Here is an 18,476-nt window from a genome sequence, read left to right as displayed (position 1 = left end):
GTTCCCGCAGAAGTTATCCACAGGGCTCGTCGATCAGAAGTGGTTGCGGGCCGTCACCGGGTGGTTGGCGGCGTGCGCCGCGTCGGCGGCCTGTGCCTTGCGCATCAGCGGCTCGGTCACGGTTCGGGTGAAGTACTGGATCAGCGGCCCGGTGAAGAACGCCGTCACGACGGTGCCCGGTCCGATCTGGCCGTGGAAGATCACGGCGATCACCAGGAACAACACATCCTGGGACCCGCGGATCGCGCGGTAGGGCGCCGACGAGTGGTCGACGATCATCGGGGCCAGCGCGTCGTACGGCGAGGTGCCCAGGCCGGCCTGCATGTAGAGAGCGGCGCCCAGGCAGAACACGGCGATGCCGACGGCGAACATGATGGTGACCAGCCAGGGCGCCGGGTGGTCGGGTACGACCGGGTCCAGCAGGGCCGTGAACCATTGCACGAAGAAACCGGTCAGGACCATGTTCAGGATCGATCCGATGCCGATGTACTTGCGACCCCAGATGAGCATCGGGATGAACAGCACCACGTTGCTGATCAGCTGGTAGGTGCCCAGGTCAAGGCCGAGCTTGTGACTGATCCCGATGTTGGCCGCGGTGTACGGGTCGACGCCGACCTGGGCGACGCGCAACGTCGCCGAACCGAGGCCGATCAGCGCAATACCCACCAGCACCCAGAAGATGCGGCTGACGAGCGCCCGGTCGAAGGTCACACCTCATACAACCAGAATCGCGGCGTACGCTGGCGCGATGCACTTCGAGTACCTCCCTGGGTTGGTCCCCTACGAGCAGGGGTGGGCCACGCAACGCGAGATCCATGAGCAGGTAGCCGACGGGACACGGGAGGACACCGTCCTTCTGCTGGAGCACGAAGCGGTCTATACCGCGGGCAAACGCACCGAGGCCCACGAGCGTCCGTTCGACGGCACTCCGGTCGTCGATGTCGATCGGGGCGGCAAGATCACCTGGCACGGCCCGGGCCAACTGGTCGGCTACCCCATCGTGCGCCTCGCCGAACCGCTGGACGTGGTCGGCTACGTCCGGAAGGTCGAAGAAGTGCTGATCAGCAGTTGCCGCGACGTAGGCCTGGACGTCGAGCGGGTTGAGGGGCGCAGCGGCGTCTGGCTGCCCGCCGACAACGGCAAACCGGCACGCAAGCTGGGTCAGATCGGCATCCGGGTCTCCCGGGGCGTCACGATGCACGGATTCGCGCTCAACTGCGACTGCGACCTGTCGTGGTCCCAGGTCATTGTGCCGTGCGGGATCGCCGATGCCGGGGTCACCTCGATCAGCCAGGAGCTGGGGCGTGATGTGAGCGTCGAGGAGATCCTCCCGTACGTCGAGAAGCACCTCAGCGAGACCCTCGCCTCCTGATCGGGCGGGCTGGGGTGATCCCGCAGCGGCGTACAGTTGCGGGGTGACCATCGCCCCCGAAGGACGCAAGCTGCTACGGGTTGAGGCCCGCAACGCGCAGAGCCCGATCGAACGCAAACCGGAGTGGATCCGGACCACCGCGAAAATGGGCCCGGAGTACACCTCGCTGCACTCCCTGGTGAAACGCGAGGGTCTGCACACGGTCTGCCAGGAGGCCGGCTGTCCCAACATCTTCGAGTGCTGGGAAGACCGCGAAGCCACCTTCTTGATCGGTGGTGAGCAGTGCACCCGCCGCTGCGACTTCTGCCAGATCGACACCGGCAGACCGGCCGACCTGGACCGCGACGAGCCACGCCGCGTGGCCGAGTCCGTGCAGCAGATGGGCCTGCGCTACGCCACCATCACCGGTGTCGCCCGCGATGACCTCGAGGACGGCGGCGCCTGGCTCTATGCCGAGACGATCCGGCAGGTGCACGCACTGAACCCCGGCACCGGTGTCGAGATCCTCATCCCGGACTTCAACGCGATCCCGGAACAGGTCGGCGCCGTCATCGACGCCGCGCCGGAGGTGTTCGCGCACAACGTCGAGACGGTGCCGCGGATCTTCAAGCGGATCCGGCCGGCGTTCCGCTACGAACGTTCGCTGGCCGTCATCACGATGGGCCGCGACGCCGGACTGGTCACCAAGTCCAACCTGATCCTGGGCATGGGCGAGGAGGACCACGAGATCGAGCAGGCGCTGCAGGATCTGCACAACGCCGGCACCGACCTGATCACGATCACGCAGTACCTGCGGCCCTCCCTGCGACACCACCCGGTCGACCGGTGGGTCAAACCCGAGGAGTTCGTGCACTGGATGGAGGTCGCGAACGATCTCGGCTTCAAAGGTGTGATGAGCGGGCCACTGGTGCGCTCGTCGTACCGTGCTGGTCGTCTGTACGCCCAGGCGATGCGGGCCTCGGGCCGCGAGCTGCCCCCGCAGTTGGCGCACCTGGCCGCGGCGGCACAGTCCCCCGCGCGCCAGGAAGCGGCGTCCGTGGTGTCCCGCAGCCGCGTATCCTGAACCCCATGCCGTCACCGTCGTCACAGGCCGCCTCGGGCGCCGAGAAGAAGTCGCGTTTCTCGCGCAAGAAGAACACGTCCGGAGAACCGGGCCGCATCGCCCAGATGAAGCAGCTGTTCACCATGGCACGGGCCCAGAACCCGTCCATTCCGTGGTGGATGGCGCTGGCGTTCGTGCTCGGATTCGGCATCCTGCTCATCATCGGTCTGCTGTTGCACCACCCGTTCATCTTCGGCTTCTTCGGCCTGCTGATCGGCATCCTGCTGGCCATGATCGTCTTCGGCCGGATGGCGGAGAAGGCCGCGTACGGCCAGCTCGAGGGTCAGCCCGGCGCGTCGGCCGCCGCATTGTCCGCGCTCAAACGCGGCTGGTACTTCGATAAGGAACCTGTTGCGGCAGAAGCGAACCGGGCTCGTTCCGTCAACGACCTGGCCTCTGCTGCGATGGTCTTCCGGGCCGTCGGCCGTCCCGGTGTGGTGCTGGTCGGAGAGGGTCCGGCGACCTCGACCCGCAAACTGCTGGAGTCGGAGAAGAAGCGCGTCGTGCGGGTTGCCGGACCGGAGGTCCCGGTGCACCTGCTGCGCGTCGGGCAGGGCACCGACACCGTGCCGGTTGCCGAGTTGACCAAGCGCCTGAACAAGATGGACAAGAAGCTGACCGATGCCGAAGTGGCCGCGGTCAACAAGCGACTGCGCGCGCTCGGCGCCGCCAAACCGCCAATTCCCAAGGGGATGGATCCGCGTAACGCTCCACGGGTCGATCGGCGCGCTGCCCGCGGCCGGTAAGAAGCACCAAAACACCCGGCTGCCCCCTCGCCCCGCGGGTGGTACCGGAGGATAATTACAAGCGCACAACGCGCTCGTGCGACGTGCCCGCGGCGGCGGCGTCCGTCATCGGTTGGTGGCCAATTGGGGGCTCCCGTGACGAATTCAGCGCAGCAGATCGTGGACGGGATTGGTGGCCCGGAGAATATCGAGAGTTTCACCCACTGTGCGACGCGGCTGAGATTCCAGTTGCGCGACGCCTCCAAGGTCGACGCGGCGGAAGTTGAGGCCGTGCCCGAGGTGATGGGCGTCGTACCGCAAAGCGGTGATCGCTACCAGGTCGTGATCGGCGGTGCGGTCCAGACCGTCTATGACGAGATCAACAAGCTGCCCTCGATGTCGTCGAGCTCGCAGTTGAGCGACGCCGACATCAAGGCGGCCGAACGAGCCAAGGGGCCCCGGGGCAAGTTCGACTGGCTCGACTCGTTCTTCGAGTTCCTGTCCGACTCGTTCCGGCCCCTCATCGGTGCCCTGCTGGGTGCCTCGCTGTTCATCACCTTCATGGCGCTCATGGCATCGTTGAAGGTCATCCCGGCCTGGAACGATCCGAACGTCACGCTGCCCGCGAGCTGGCAGTTCGTCAATCTCATGTGGCAGTGCGTCTTCACCTTCCTGCCGTTGATGGTCGCCTACAACGCATCCAAGAAGGTGGGTGCCGACCCGTGGGTGGGTTTCGCCATCATGGCCGTGTTGATGTTGCCGGCCTTCCAGGCGCTGGGCGACAAAGCCAACGGCGGGACTACGACTGACCTTTTCGGGACCTCGGGTATCCCCGTCGCGCACATCTTCGGCATCCCGCTGCTCATCCGTGACTACGGCTCGCAGGTGTTCCCACCGCTGTTGATGGCCGTCGTGCTCGGTGCGCTCTGGAAGGGCCTGAGAAAGATCATCCCCGAGAACGTCCAGCTGATCTTCCTGCCGTTCCTGTCGATGCTGATCATGATCCCGCTGACGGCATTCCTGATCGGTCCGATCGGCATCTTCGCCGGCGCCGGCCTGGGCAGTCTGCTCAAGAGCATCAACGACTTCTCGCCACTGATCTTTGCGATCGTGATCCCGCTGGCCTACCCCTTCATGGTGCCGCTGGGTCTGCACTGGCCCATCAACGCGATCATGCTCGCGAACATCAGCACCCTCGGGTACGACTTCATCCAGGGCCCCATGGGTGCGTGGAACTTCGCCTGCTTCGGCGCGACCGCTGGTGTGCTGTTCCTGTCCTGGAGGGAGGGTGACAAGGACATGAAGCAGACGGCGACCGGTGCGCTGGCAGCCGGCCTGCTAGGTGGTATCTCCGAACCCTCGCTCTACGGAATCCATCTGCGGTTCAAACGGATCTATCCACGAATGCTCGTCGGGTGTCTGGTCGGCGGTGTGATCATTGGTATCGGCGGCGGCGTGAAGACCAGTGCGTTCGCGTTCACCTCGCTGCTGACCATCCCGGTGTTCAGCCCGACCATTCTCTACGCGATCGCCGTCCTCGCGGCGTTCTTCACCGCGATGTTCCTGGTCATCGTCTCGGGCTACAAGACGCCGGAGCCGGCGGTTGCTGCCGAGGGTGCGGTGGACACGCAGGCCGACGCGGCTGCCGCAGCCTCGACGGCGGCGAGCACCTCGCAGGACCCGGAAGCGGCCGAGACCTCCTCCGCCACCCCAGCGGCCGCCGCCAGCTCGCTGGCGGACACTTCGCCGACCTCCCTGGTCACCGAGATCGCCTCCCCGCTGGACGGCGATGTCGTACCGCTGTCATCGGTGCCTGATCCCGTCTTCGCATCCGGGACCATGGGGCCCGGTGTCGGCATCATTCCCAGCGGCGACACGGTCTACTCCCCCGGCGCCGGCAAGGTGGTGATGGCCCAGGACACCGGCCACGCCGTCGGTATCAAACTGGACAGCGGGGTGGAGATCCTCATCCACGTCGGACTGGACACCGTGAACCTCGGCGGTGAAGGGTTCGACGTGCATGTGGCCCGCGGCGACGTCGTGCAGGAAGGTACGCCGCTGGTCACCTTCGACCGGTCCGTGATCGAAAAGGCGGGTTACGACATGATCACCCCGGTGATCGTGACGAACGCCAAGAAGTTCGGTCCGATCGATCCCTTGGTCACCGGCCGGATCCGGGTGGGTACGCCGGTGATCGCCGTCCAGGAGAAGGATCCCGTCCCCGCGTAGGCACCTACCGCGTCAACTGCTGAGGTGTTGCACCAGCACGTAAACGGCCAGCACGAGAACCGCTGCGCCGACGATGAGGTCGGTCCACGTCGCCACCTGCTCCTGGGCGTTCTTGCCCTTCTTCGGCAGGTGCATCAGACCGGCCAGCAACAGGAACACCCCACCGGCGAGCCCGGCCGGCACCGCCCAGTCGGAGTGCAGGGCCAGACAGCCCGCGACCCCCATCCCGATGTTGGCGGTGCCGAGTTCGCGCGTCAGTTGCATCTCCTGGACGCTGGCCTGGTCGGAACCCAGGATGTCGGCGGTCGGGCCCTTCCCGGACACCTGCGCCAGGCCGGCCAGCAACAGCCGGGTGCCGACGCCCCAGAAGACCCACCACTTCCCGTAGACAAGGACCGCGTCCCCGCCGGCGGTTGCTAACTGGATGGTCCCGCTCACCAGTGGCAGCACGATGGTCTGGGCGATGACCACGATGAAGTGACCCATCAGTGCGGCTCCTCGGCCAGAGCGTCAGCGGCTTCGGACGATGATCGTGCCAGCCGCTTTGTCGTGCATACCGCGACCGTCGCTGTCCCAGATGACTGCCGGGATCACCAGCGCCAGCAGCAGGCTGCGGATGGTGCCACCGGCCGGACCGGGCACGGAGCCGTCCATCCGCTGCACGTGCAGTCCGAGCAGGCGGTGCCCGATCGTCGTACCCAACAGGCTCACCAGCACGACGTTCTCGAGCACGAACACCAGGAGTGGACTGAACGAGCCGGAGTGCCCACCCCAGCGGTAGCCCAGGAACGCGGCGGCGATCAGGGAGCACACCACCCAGTCGATGAAGAGGGCACCGATCCGGCGACCGAGCGGCGCCATGGAGCCCGCGCCTTCGCGCGGCAGACCGAGGCGCTGCCCGGGCCAGTCGGGGCGCTCGGCGTCGGGAACCGTGCCACCCAGCCACGATCCGAGATCTTTGCGGTCGACCACCACATGAGCGTACGTCGTGGGGGCAGGATAGGCGCGGACGTTCCACTCGCCGTACGCCACCGAAGGTGCCTGTGACCTGCCCATTCGCCAGGTTCACCGCTCGCCCAGCGGGACGTAACACGGGTGAAACGTGCGAGTGATTGACGAGAAATCGCCCCCACGTAGGGTCGGGGCAAGGTGCGGATGGACTCGTTCGTGCCACATCCAGCCAATGGAGGTTCCATGTTCAAATCAGGCGATGAGGTCCTGAAGTACCTGAAGGACGAAGATGTCGAGTTCGTCGACATCCGCTTCTGTGACCTGCCTGGTCAGATGCAGCACTTCAACGTGCCGGCCGAGGCGTTCACCGAGGACGCTTTCACGGTCGGCAACATGTTCGACGGATCGTCGGTGCGCGGCTTCCAGGCCATCAACGAGTCGGACATGAAGCTTCTCCCGGACCCCGCGACGGCGTTCATCGACCCGTTCCGCGAGCGCAAGACGCTCGTGATGAACTTCTCGGTCGTCGACCCGTTCACCGACGAGGCCTACAGCCGCGACCCGCGCAACGTGGCCGCGAAGGCGGAGGCGTACCTGGGCTCGACCGGCATCGCCGACACCGCGTTCTTCGCCCCCGAGGCGGAGTTCTACATCTTCGATGATGTGCGCTTCGAGACCAACCAGCGTTCCGCGTACTACTACATCGACTCCGTCGAGGGCGCCTGGAACACCGGTCGCGCAGAGGAGGGCGGTAACCGCGGTTACAAGACCCGGTACAAGGGTGGTTACTTCCCGGTGCCCCCGTCCGACCAGATGGTGGACCTGCGCGATGAGATGGTCGCGGTCCTGGGCCAGGTCGGCCTGGAGGTCGAGCGCGCGCACCACGAGGTGGGTACCGCCGGTCAGCAGGAGATCAACTACAAGTTCACGACGCTGCAGCACTCCGGTGACGACATCCAGAAGTTCAAGTACGTCATCAAGAACGTCGCCTGGGCCGCTGGTAAGACCGTGACCTTCATGCCGAAGCCGATCTTCGGCGACAACGGTTCGGGGATGCACACCCACCAGTCGTTGTGGAAGGACGGCGAGCCGCTGTTCTACGACGAGAAGGGCTATGGCGGTCTTTCGGACCTGGCGCGCTGGTACATCGGCGGTCTGCTCAAGCACGCGCCGTCGTTGCTGGCCTTCACCAACCCGACGGTGAACTCCTACCACCGCCTGGTCCCGGGCTACGAGGCTCCGGTCAACCTGGTCTACTCGGCGCGTAACCGCTCAGCGTGTGTGCGTATCCCGATCGCGGGTACCTCCCCCAAGGCCAAGCGCATCGAGTTCCGCATCCCCGACCCGTCGGCGAACCCCTACCTGTGCTTCGCGGCGCAGCTGATGGCCGGTATTGATGGCATCAAGAACCGCATTGAGCCGCCGGAGCCGGTGGACAAGGACCTGTACGAGTTGCCGCCGGAGGAGCACGCGAACATCGCGCAGGTCCCCGGTTCGCTGCCCGCGGTCCTGGACGCGTTGGAGGCCGACCACGAGTTCCTCACCGAGGGCGATGTGTTCACCCCCGACCTGATCGACACGTGGATCGACCTGAAGCGCACCACCGAGGTCGACCCGATCCGGTTCCGTCCGCACCCGCACGAATTCGAGATGTACTACGACTGCTGACGAGGGTGAGCGCGAAGGTGTCGACGGAGCGAAGCGGAGTCGGCGCCGAAGCGCGAGCACGAAGTCAGCGTCGTCAAAGGTACGACTGCTGAGGAGTGAGGCGGAGGTTGTCGGTGAGGCGCTAGCCGAACCGGCGGCCGAAGCCGGGCCCCGCAAAGCAGTCGTCGGTAATTACGACTGCCTCACTGAGGGTCTCGATCCCCTGTCAGTAGTTGCCGGAACCGGCGACTGGCCTGCGAGACGTCCTTTGGACGTCTTCCAGCGTCAGTCGCCGTTTCTTTTTGTGTCGCCAGGCTGCAAACGCGTCGGCCGGTAAAGCAGGGCAATGGCGCGCAGGACTACAAGACTGTTCCTGGACTCCACCGAGGGAGCTTCCGCAGCAATCCCTACTTCTCGGCTTTGAGCCGAAGCAGTTCATGATGTTGCGCCGTGGAGCGCGGATCTTCCCACGCCCATGTCGGCCGTCCGTCCACTCCGCAAGACCGCGACGCGGTGTGGCTAGGCCGTCGCTCCGTGTTCGGCCGTTACCAGTTGCCGGCGGCCAGCGCCTGGCCACCGCAACGAGACAGATGTGGTTCCCCCGCCGCTCAGACGCGCTGCAAACCAAGTTCCGCTGGGACTACCCTCGGTGAGCGTGTCGGCGCATCGTCACCGACCACTACCGCCCCGCCCAACTGCCACGCGCACGGCAAGCGCGACGATGGACCAATCGAATGACGATGGACCAATCGAATAGAGAACCTCCAGCACCGGAGGCAGAGTAGGAGTTTGTTGTGGCAAGAGGCATCTCGGCCTGGCGGCCGGTGGGAGTCGATTCGAACCTCGAACGTGGTGCAAGCACTATTCCCGCAGTAGCGCATCACGGCGGCCAAATGGAAGTGCTTCCATTCAATGCCTTGACCTGGGCCGATTTCGAGAGCCTGCAGTGGCGGGTTCTTCGGGATGTCGAGGGCCTACGGCACGCTCAGTTTTACGGCGAGCCAGGCCAGGCCCAAAGGGGGCTCGATCTTATCGCCGTGGCAGCAGACGGTTCGGGTGTAGCATTGCAGAGCAAACGCGTAAAGCAGTTTGGACCCGTAAAGATCAGCGCCGCCGTCGATGCGTTTCGCAAGACCGAGCGTCCTTTCAATGTATCTCGCTTCATCATTGGAGTCGCCCGCGAGATTCGAAGCACCCAGGCTCTCGACCGATTTAGAGAGCTGGAGAAGGAACTCCAACCAATTCAGCTCGAACTGTGGGACATGCGTGAGCTTTCATACAAGCTCAAGGGTGCCCCCCATATCGTCATCGAGTACTTCGGGAAAGACATTGCCGAGATCTTCTGTTCCCAGTTCACCATCGGGTCCCGTACCGTGCCCAGACGCGACGTGGTTGTCGTACGTGAGGCTATCGCCCGCACTCCTGAGGTGACCACTGGTGCTGGAGAGAAGATTGCCCGAGCACAAGCACAGTCGGTATCCGATCCTGCGGCCGCTTTAAAGTTGGTCGAAGAAGCACAAGAGGGACTAACCGACGCCGGGTTCGCTGGCCACGCAGCACAGCACGAGGTTCTCCGCGCTACGCTCCTAGTTACTGCTGGGCGAGGCACCGAAGCCGCCAGAAGGTGGCTCAACAAACTATGGATCGCCCTCGATCATGGACACACGACCGCAGCGAGCACAGCGAGCCGCGAAATCAGCAGCGTTGCCAAACAAGTCCATAACAAGTCGGTGCGCGACCACAAGGCAGTCGCCGAGCGCGCAATCAATCTGTACGTCAACCCCCTTGCATCCGTTCCCAACCTCGCCGACTTGCTTGTGGGAGACGTCCTTGACCGCGCTCGCCTAGGAGCCCTTGCAGCCGAGACCGCATTGGCAGGTGGTGACTACGAGTGGCTTAAGAAGAACGCCACCCGCTTACGCAATATCGCAGCAGCTGTCCCCACCACGGACGAGAACACCAAGCTGCGGGTGCGCCTACGGATCCTCGCCGCCGAGGGCTCCGGCAAATGGGCACCAATCCTCGGCGATGCCCGCGCTATTAGACTTGGCTACGATCTCGGCGGCCTGGTCAAAGCGCGATACGCACGCCATCTTGCACTCAACCAGAAGTTCGCCGAGGCAGATGCCTCGTGGGATGAAGCAGCAGGCGACGCGTGCCTGGCAGAACGCTGGACTGACGCCTCGAGATGGACCCTTAGCCGTCGCGCTTTCCGAATACGATGGCAACCCTTCACCGCTGATGATCTGCTTCCCGTACAGACAGCGCTGTCGGCACACGGGCCCGACCCGACTGTGCTAACACGGGACGAGGATGCGCTCGAGTACGCCTACGGCCGACTGGCTGACGACCAACTTCGATCAGCCGCCATCTCCGCACAACGTGCCCTTCGGGACACTGCCACTTTGAGCGACTGGGAAGGAGAACGGCGAGCGCGACGGCTCCTCGCCGACGTCCTCGTAACATCCGGAGAACTCCTGATGGCTGCGAACCACCTAGTACTCGCAGGCGAGACCAAGGCTCTTGAGCGACTCGGAGCAGACCAGGCAACTCCGTTCCTCGACGTAACACCGCACCTCGACGCCAAACCATGGTGGATCGTAGGTGCCGCCTACCGGCTCATCACCGCGCAGGCCGACCTCATCCCCGACGACATGGTCCCCGCCGTCGGCGACCACGCGCTGTCCGAGCTTAGGAGCGCCAGAAAGAACACTCTGATCGACCTATCAGGCTTCCGCGGCTCGCGCTACCTTGGTGCGATCGCTGCCCTTGCTGGTATCTCGGAACGTCTCAGCAACGAACAGGCGGATGAGGTACTGACCTACTTCGAGGCTCAGTCCCCAGTCGAACCAAATCAGTATCGCTATCACGACGAGGATGAGGCAAAGATCGTCGCCGGCGTCCTCGCCACCCACGCCACACTCGCCGAGCGTGGCCTGAAGCACTTGGTCGACCTACTAGATAGGTCCGACGTTTCCCGAAATACCACCACCTACGAGGCTGTCACGGACCGCATTGTGCAGGCTCGGCCCCACCTCGAAGAGCTGGCGGAAGCAGGCCGGGCCTGGGCTCAGGAGGTGCTTGACTCGGAAAATCCCGAGGAGGTGTCCACCGCCAAGGTCGAGAAAGCACGCGCTCGGCTCGAGGAGCCCCTCGTCCACACGTCTGGTGTGTTCGAAATCGGTGCTGGCTCTAGCTCTATTCCTGACTCGGTCCTGGTACGAACGCTACCGGTGCGCCGTCAAGAAGCCTCGTTGCAGCAGCTCCTGGATCGGGCCGCAGACCCTTGCGTCTCGGCGACAGACCGCGCCAGCTACCTGATCGCTGCCTCAAACCTGCGCCCACCAACCGGGAAAGCACGCCGGACCGAGTTCTTTGAGCGAGCACTGACGCTAGCAATTGCGCCACCTGAGTCTGTCGCGGACGCGATCGATGTGCCTTTCCAGCACCCCTTAGGTGCAGTGCGAATGAACCGACGGTGGGACACCCGCGGTGAGGCTGCCCATCTCGCAGCGACCTTGGCCAGAACCCGCAAGGACCAGGAACGCGTACGGAACGCTGCGCTTGGATTGATAGGAGACGAAGCAGCCTCCGAGGTCTGGGTAACCCGAGCCTTACAGCGCCTGGGCGACACCATGGCTCCCGACGTCGGATTCCTTAGTGGCCAGAACTGGGCATTGCGATCATTGAGTGCCATCCTGTGGGCCGAGACAACCCAGCCGGACCCCGTCGGTTACCGGCTCGCCGCCGACGCGGACGTCCGCGTCCGTAGAGCTCTGGCAGTGCATCTCATCAAGAGCCAAGCCAGCGAGAAGGCGGGCACGTTGGTCGTATCGCAGACCGGCGCGCCAGAGGCCGCGAGGCGCCGTGACGCTCGCACCGCGATCCTCACCGTTCTACAAGAGGATCCATGCTTCAGCGTCCGAGCAGCAGCTAAGGCAGACCGATGAGGTCAACCACCTGTCTGATGAGACACCATCCCATCTTGAACATCCCTGTGACAGCGATCGCTACACCCGGTTCATCGGGCCAACCCAGCACATCCCGCAGCCACCGCAGCTTCCCGGCAGTATCGGCCCCCAGGGCTCCGGCGTGGCCTTCTAAGCGACGCTCGGTTCAACCGTCACCGCCGACTACTTCGCACCTACCTTTCCGCGTCAACCGTGGCGCTTCTTGCCTGGGAGCGGCCTCAGCCACCCGTCCGTCACTAGAGTGCCTCTGTGATCACCGGTGAGCTCAAGTCCAAGATCGACCGCGTCTGGGATGCGTTCTGGTCCGGCGGCATCAGCAACCCGCTGCAGGTCATCGAGCAGATCACCTACTTGCTGTTCATCCGCCGGTTGGACGATCTGCAGACCCTTGCGGAGAAGAAGGCCCGCGCCACCGGCGGACCGATCCAAGACCCCGTCTTCCTGCCCGGCCAGGAGCACCTGCGGTGGAGTCAGTTCAAGAACGACTCCCCCGAGGTCATGTACTCGACGATCGCCGATGACGTCTTCCCGTTCCTGCGAGACCTGGGCACCCGGGTCGGTGGTGACGGCTCGACCTACAGCGAGCACATGAAGGACGCGCGGTTCACCATCCCCACCCCGATGCTGCTGTCCCGGGTTGTCGACATGCTCGACGACATCCCGATGGCCGACCGCGACACCAACGGCGACCTCTACGAGTACCTGCTGTCCAAGCTCGCTTCCGCCGGCGTGAACGGCCAGTTCCGTACGCCGCGGCACATCATCAACCTGATGGTGGCGATGACCGCGCCGAAGCCCTCGGACGAAATCTGTGACCCAGCCTGCGGGACCGCCGGCTTCCTGGTTGCCGCCAGCGAGTACATCCGGGAAACCCACCCGGACGCTCTGCTCGACGCAAGGCAGCGAAACCACTTTCACCGCAGCATGTTTCACGGGTACGACTTCGACTCCACGATGCTGCGGATCGGGTCGATGAACATGTTGATGCACGGGATCGAGTCCCCCGACATCCAGTACCGAGACTCGCTGTCGCAGGACGCCAGCGACGTCGCCGACGAGTTCACGCTGATCCTGGCCAACCCGCCGTTCGCCGGATCGCTGGACTACGCGTCGACCGCCAAAGACCTACAGCGAGTAGTGAAAACGAAGAAGACCGAGCTGCTCTTCCTTGCGCTCTTCCTACGGGTGCTCAAGCCAGCTGGCCGGGCGGCCGTGATCGTCCCGGATGGTGTGTTGTTCGGATCGAGTACGGCGCACAAGAGTCTGCGCAAAACTCTCGTTGAGGAGCAACGGCTTCAGGCCGTGGTGAAGCTGCCGTCCGGTGTGTTCCGCCCCTACGCCGGGGTGTCGACCGCCATTCTCTTCTTCACCAAGACCAACTCCGGCGGAACCGAGAACGTGTGGTTCTACGACGTGCGCGCCGACGGCTTCTCGCTCGATGACAAACGCAACCCGGTCGAAGCGAACGACCTGCCGGACGTTCGCGCCCGCTGGAAAAACCTTGGGGCTGAGGCAGATCGGGCCCGCACCGAGCAGTCATTCTTCGTGCCCAAGGCTGAGATCGTCGCTCAGGGATATGACCTCTCGCTCAACCGGTACAAGGAGATTGAGTACGACGAGGTCGAGCACCGCGCGCCCCTGGACATCATCGCCGACATCGAAACCCTTGAAGACGAGATTGTCAAAGGCTTGACCGAACTCAAGGCAATGCTCTCGTGAAGACAGCAGCGCTCTCGAAAGTGGCGGAGATCAATCCCCGGCCAAGCTCGATCGCCGCGAACGTGCCTGTTTCCTTCGTCGGGATGGCTGAGCTGAACGCGACGACGGCCACTGCCGTCACACTGGATACGCGCTACTACGGCGACGTCTCGAAGGGCTATACCGTCTTCCGCAACGGCGATGTTCTCGCCGCGAAAATCACGCCCTGTTGGGAAAATGGCAAGATCGGCCAAGCCGCCCTGGATCACGCCATTGGCGTTGGCTCCACCGAGTTCCACGTTCTCAGGCCGGGCTCAGAACTCGACGATCGGTACTTGCTCCACTTCCTGCGGCAGTCCCATATTCGCGATCTTGGTGAGCTGAGGATGACCGGAAGCGCCGGTCAACGACGAGTACCGGCCGAGTTCTTACGGTCTCTCCAGATCCCACTGCCACCGCTCGCCGAGCAGCGGCGGATCGCAGCGATTCTCGACCAGGTCGACACCCTCCGCGCCAAACGCCGCCACGTCCTGGCCCACCTCGGCGCCCTCCCCCAAGCAATCTTCCGCGACATGTTCGGAGCCGATGCCGAACAGACATCGCTTGGAGCCGTTGTCTCGTTCTATAGCGGCGCGACTCCGTCGAAGGCACGCAAAGAATACTGGGAGGGCGACCTTCCCTGGTTCAGCTCCAAAGACCTCAAGGCGCCAGACTTGTGGGATTCGACGGACCACCTTGCGCGGCAGGTAACGCAGCAAACGCCACTCAAGCTGTTACCACCCGGAACAGTTGCCATCGGGGTCCGAGGGATGATCCTCGCCCACACAGTCCCGGTCACCACACTTCGAGTGCCGGCAACGATCAATCAGGATCTCAAGGCGCTGTTGCCTCTTGTGGAGGTTGACGTCGACTTCTTGGCCGCAGCAATCCGCGCACGATCCGAATGGATACTGGCTCGGGTCTCGACGGCGGCACACGGAACGAAGAAGCTGGACTCAACCATTTTGGAATCCATCCCAATCCCGCGCGCCGACCCAAGCAGACAACGCGAGTTCGCGCGGAGAGCCAACAAGGTCAGGGCCAGCCGAACGGCAGCACAACGCGCAGCGGCTGCTGACGACGAGCTGTTCGCGTCCCTACAAGCCGGCGCATTCCGGGGGAACCTCTGATGTGCCTTTGGCCAGCCGCAGGAACTCGTTTCCCGCCAGACGACTCTTGGATAGCCTGACGCCGTGGACGTTCACCCGGGGTTACCTGCTGAAGCGGTAGTGGGAGTCCCCTCCGCGCGCTTCGACGTGATTGCCGCCGACTCGTGGCGCGGTGAGTTCCGCGATCGTGTCCTTCGCAAAGCGGTCCCGGTGTGAGTCGTAGTGCGACATGACCAACTTCTACTTCGTTCGCCAGACGCTGCCGTCCCTCTACGAAGACTGCGGCCGCGCTGAGTCCTACCTCGCTTCCGACCCACGCGCCGCATGCGTCTACGCGCGCCGGGTCGTTGAGCTGCTGGTCGACTACCTCTACGACGTCGCAGACCTGCCCGAGCCGTACAAGTCCGACCTGGCTGCCCGAATCGCCGCACCAGGTTTCAAGAACACTGTGGGACAAGGGATCACCGCCAAACTGACGTTGATCCGCAAAGTCGGCAACAGCGCCGTTCACGAGTCGACGCCCGTCTCGAAGCAGGTGGCCCTGCAAGTTCTGCGCGATCTGCACCACGTCGTCGCCTGGACCGCGTTCCACCACTCGCCCGACCCGCAAGCGGTGCCGATGTCGGCGCCGTTTGACCCGAAACTGGCCGCCCAGGCGGCACCGTTGTCGCGCGATGAGGTCGTCAAACTCGCGGCCCGGTTCAAGGCCCAGGACGAAGCGCACGCGAAGGCATTGGCGGACAAAGACGAACTCCTGAAGGCCCACGAGGCCCAGATCGCCGTACTCCAAGCGCAGATCAAAGCAGCGCAGAAGTCGGCGCTGCCTGACGAACGCGACTACACCGAGGCCCAGACCCGGGACTCGTTCATCGACGTCCTGCTCGGCGAAGCCGGCTGGCCGCTGGATGAGGCCAAAGATCGGGAGTACCCAGTCACCGGCATGCCTGGCGGCGGCAAGGGATTCGTTGACTACGTGTTGTGGGGCGCCGACGGTCTCCCCCTTGCTGTGGTCGAGGCCAAGCGGACGATGAGAGACGCGAAAGTCGGCCAGCAGCAGGCCAAGCTCTACGCCGACTGCCTGGAGGCGGAGTTCGGACGCCGGCCAATCATCTTCTATACCAATGGATACGAGCATTTCCTCTGGGACGACGCGGCCGGCTACCCACCGCGCGCGGTGGCCGGTTTCTACACCCGCGACGAACTGGAGTTGATGATCCAGCGCCGCACAACCAGGCAACCCCTCACCGGGCAGCCTGTCAACGCCGCGATCGCCGGGCGCCCCTACCAGATGCGCGCTATCCAGGCGGTCGATGCGACCCTCGACGAGCGCCAGCGTGACGCGCTGCTGGTGATGGCGACGGGATCGGGCAAGACCCGCGTGGTGATTGCACTGATCGACCAACTCACGAAGGCCAACTGGGTCAAGCGGGTGCTCTTCCTCGCCGACCGGGTCGCCCTCGCCGGCCAGGCCGCGCGGGCCTTCCGCAGTCACCTGCCACACACAACAACCGTCAACCTCGCCGAGGAGAGGAGAGTCGACGGGCGGGTCTACGTCTCGACCTACCAGACCATGATTGGACTCATCGACGAAGTAGACGACGCGGGGCGCCGATTCGGGCCGGGGTACTTCGACCTGATCGTGATCGACGAGGCACACCGCTCGGTGTACGCCAAGTACGGCGCGATCTTCGAGTACTTCGACGCCCTGCTCGTCGGGCTCACCGCGACGCCGAAGGACGAGGTCGACCGCAACACCTACCGGCTGTTCCACCTGGAAGACGGTGTGCCGACCGACTCCTACAGCCTGGAGGAGGCGGTGTTCGATGGCTACCTCGCGCCCCCGCGGGCGGTGCGAGTCGGGACCAAGTTCTTGCGCGAAGGCATCAGGTACGACGATCTGAGCGATGCGGAGAAGGACGAGTGGGACGCCCTGGACTGGGGCGACGACGGACCGCCCACCGAAGTGGACGCAGAGGCGCTGAACCGGTTCCTGTTCAATGAGGACACCGTCGACAAGGTCCTGGAAACCCTTATGACGCTGGGCTACAAGGTCGCTGGTGGTGAGCGGCTCGGCAAGACAATCATCTTCGCCAAGAACCAGAAGCATGCCGACTTCATCGAGGACCAGTTCAACACCGCCTACCCGCAGTACGCTGGGAACTTCGCGCGCACGATCACCTTCCAGGAGACTTACGCGCAGTCTCTAATCGACGATTTCTCGGTCAAGGACAAGCCGCCGCATATTGCGATCAGCGTCGACATGCTCGACACCGGCATCGACGTCCCCGAAGTCCTCAACCTCGTCTTCCTCAAAACCATTCACTCCAAGACCAAGTTCTGGCAGATGATCGGGCGCGGCACCCGGCTGTGCCCTGACGTGTTCGGCCCGGGCGAGGACAAGCAAGATTTCTTCGTCTTCGACTTCTGCGGCAACTTCGAATTCTTCAGCCAGAACCCGCCCGTCGTGGACGGCTCGACTCAGAAGTCTTTGTCTCAGCGCATCTTTGAGACGCGCCTCGATCTGCTGTCCGGCCTGGACCGTGACGGGCTCGGACGCTCGTCGGTCGACGGCGACGACAGCCTGCGGACGGCCACTGCGCACAACCTGCACGAGACTGTCGCCGGGATGACCATGGACAACTTCCAAGTCCGCCCACACCGCAGAGCCGTCGATGCGCTCTCCTCTTGGCCCGCCTGGAATGAACCTCTCCGCCCGGAGACCTTCGAGGATGCTCGCTCGTTGTCCGGGTTGCCGTCAACGACAACGCCTTTGGATGGGCCAGAGGCCAAATCCTTCGATCTGCTTGTGCTGCGGCGCATGGTGGCCGATCTCGACGGTGACCAGGCTGCCGCCGAAAGTCTGCGTGCCAAGGTGCAACTCATCGCTGGCGGCCTATTGTCCAAGCTGGCCATTCCGGCCGTCGCGGCGCAGAAGGTACTGCTGGAGTCGGCCGCGAGCGACGAGTGGTGGATCGACGTCTCCTTGGAAATGCTGGAGCTGCTCCGCCTCCGCGTCCGCGGGCTGGTCCAGTTCCTCGACAAGACGCACACCGTCCCCGTCTACACCGACTTCGAGGACACGGTGAGCCCGCCCGACGAGGTGGCCGTGCCCGGCGTCCAATCGGGTGTCGACCTCGAACGCTTTCGGTCCAAGGCCGAGGCCTACCTGCGAGCCCATCTCGACAACGTCGCCCTAGAGCGGTTGCGACGAAATCGGCAACTCACACCGCACGACATTGTCGCCCTGGAGGACATGCTCGTCGCGTCAGGCGCCGGCCCCAAGGCCGACGTTGGGTGGGTCTCCGAGCGAGCAGGTGGGCTCGGCATCTTCGTTCGCGGATTAGTCGGCCTTGAACGGGACGCTGCTCAGGCAGCCTTCGCCCAATTCCTGGAAGACAGCAGGTTCGACGTCAACCAGATCAGGTTTATCAACCTCATCATCGACGAGCTGACCAAGAACGGCGTGGTCGAACCCGGACGCCTCTTCGAGTCCCCGTACACCGACTACGCGCCCACCGGCCCTGATCTCTACTTCCCCGATGCGGACGTCGAAACGATCGTGGAGACACTGCACCACATCAAGCGGACTGCCCTACCCGAGGACGTGGCCTAGAGACGGCCCAGGGCAGTGCT

General features: G+C 64.1%; 12 protein-coding genes. 9 read left to right on the top strand and 3 right to left on the bottom strand.

The features are described from left to right. Nucleotides 1–33: 33 nt before the first annotated feature. The gene (locus tag AZH51_RS12355) at nt 34–711 is read right to left on the bottom strand and encodes a hypothetical protein (protein ID WP_291524724.1); all 678 of its coding nucleotides are present in this window, start codon (nt 709–711) and stop codon (nt 34–36) included. A gap of 37 nt (nt 712–748) precedes the next feature. Between AZH51_RS12355 and lipB the strand changes: the two genes are divergently transcribed. From lipB to AZH51_RS12335, 4 genes are all read left to right on the top strand, one after another. Then, a complete protein-coding gene (gene lipB, locus AZH51_RS12350; protein WP_291524722.1) occupies nt 749–1,372 on the top strand; it encodes a lipoyl(octanoyl) transferase LipB in 624 nt (207 codons plus the stop codon). Between the two features lie 43 nt (nt 1,373–1,415). After that, nucleotides 1,416–2,435 (top strand): lipoyl synthase, encoded by a 1,020-nt coding sequence (lipA, locus tag AZH51_RS12345; RefSeq protein WP_291524720.1) that lies wholly within the window; start codon nt 1,416–1,418, stop codon nt 2,433–2,435. A 5-nt stretch (nt 2,436–2,440) separates the two neighbouring features. Next, on the top strand, nt 2,441–3,220 hold the full coding sequence (locus tag AZH51_RS12340) for a DUF4191 domain-containing protein (RefSeq protein ID WP_291524718.1): 780 nt from the start codon (nt 2,441–2,443) through the stop codon (nt 3,218–3,220). Between the two features lie 135 nt (nt 3,221–3,355). Beyond that, entirely contained in the window at nt 3,356–5,428 is a 2,073-nt protein-coding gene (locus tag AZH51_RS12335) for a glucose PTS transporter subunit IIA (protein WP_291524716.1), read from the top strand. A gap of 12 nt (nt 5,429–5,440) precedes the next feature. On the opposite strand, the gene AZH51_RS12330 is transcribed toward AZH51_RS12335, so the two are convergent. Beyond that, nucleotides 5,441–5,914 (bottom strand): DUF6790 family protein, encoded by a 474-nt coding sequence (locus tag AZH51_RS12330; RefSeq protein ID WP_291524714.1) that lies wholly within the window; start codon nt 5,912–5,914, stop codon nt 5,441–5,443. Between the two features lie 24 nt (nt 5,915–5,938). Continuing rightward, nucleotides 5,939–6,400 (bottom strand): RDD family protein, encoded by a 462-nt coding sequence (locus AZH51_RS12325; RefSeq protein ID WP_291524712.1) that lies wholly within the window; start codon nt 6,398–6,400, stop codon nt 5,939–5,941. Nucleotides 6,401–6,622: 222 nt separating this feature from the next. Between AZH51_RS12325 and glnA the strand changes: the two genes are divergently transcribed. The 5 genes from glnA to AZH51_RS12300 all read left to right on the top strand — a co-directional run bounded on the left by glnA (nt 6,623) and on the right by AZH51_RS12300 (nt 18,456). Then, nucleotides 6,623–8,047, top strand: a complete 1,425-nt coding sequence (gene glnA, locus AZH51_RS12320) for a type I glutamate--ammonia ligase (RefSeq protein ID WP_291524710.1) — start codon at nt 6,623–6,625, stop codon at nt 8,045–8,047. Nucleotides 8,048–9,063: 1,016 nt separating this feature from the next. Further along, nucleotides 9,064–11,976: a hypothetical protein gene (locus AZH51_RS12315; protein ID WP_291524708.1), complete on the top strand. Its 2,913-nt coding sequence runs from the start codon at nt 9,064–9,066 to the stop codon at nt 11,974–11,976. 270 nt (nt 11,977–12,246) lie between these two features. Next, the gene (locus AZH51_RS12310) at nt 12,247–13,716 is read left to right on the top strand and encodes a class I SAM-dependent DNA methyltransferase (RefSeq protein WP_291524706.1); all 1,470 of its coding nucleotides are present in this window, start codon (nt 12,247–12,249) and stop codon (nt 13,714–13,716) included. Next, a complete protein-coding gene (locus AZH51_RS12305; protein ID WP_291524704.1) occupies nt 13,713–14,864 on the top strand; it encodes a restriction endonuclease subunit S in 1,152 nt (383 codons plus the stop codon). The genes AZH51_RS12310 and AZH51_RS12305 overlap by 4 nt, the downstream gene beginning before the upstream one ends. Nucleotides 14,865–15,072: 208 nt before the next feature. Beyond that, the gene (locus AZH51_RS12300) at nt 15,073–18,456 is read left to right on the top strand and encodes a DEAD/DEAH box helicase family protein (RefSeq protein WP_291524702.1); all 3,384 of its coding nucleotides are present in this window, start codon (nt 15,073–15,075) and stop codon (nt 18,454–18,456) included. Nucleotides 18,457–18,476: the final 20 nt, after the last annotated feature.

The sequence above is a fragment of the Branchiibius sp. NY16-3462-2 genome, from assembly GCF_001594145.1.
Taxonomy (GTDB): Bacteria; Actinomycetota; Actinomycetes; order Actinomycetales; family Dermatophilaceae; genus Branchiibius.
Note: the sequence above shows the minus strand (reverse complement) of the source record. Positions and strands in the feature narration are given on the sequence as shown.

Coding starts and splice junctions, on each gene's coding strand:
- AZH51_RS12300 (WP_291524702.1), top strand. CDS start 15,073: ATGACCAACTTCTACTTCGTTCGCCAGACGCTGCCGTCCCTCTACGAA.
- glnA (WP_291524710.1), top strand. CDS start 6,623: ATGTTCAAATCAGGCGATGAGGTCCTGAAGTACCTGAAGGACGAAGAT.
- AZH51_RS12330 (WP_291524714.1), bottom strand. CDS start 5,914: ATGGGTCACTTCATCGTGGTCATCGCCCAGACCATCGTGCTGCCACTG.
- lipB (WP_291524722.1), top strand. CDS start 749: ATGCACTTCGAGTACCTCCCTGGGTTGGTCCCCTACGAGCAGGGGTGG.
- AZH51_RS12340 (WP_291524718.1), top strand. CDS start 2,441: ATGCCGTCACCGTCGTCACAGGCCGCCTCGGGCGCCGAGAAGAAGTCG.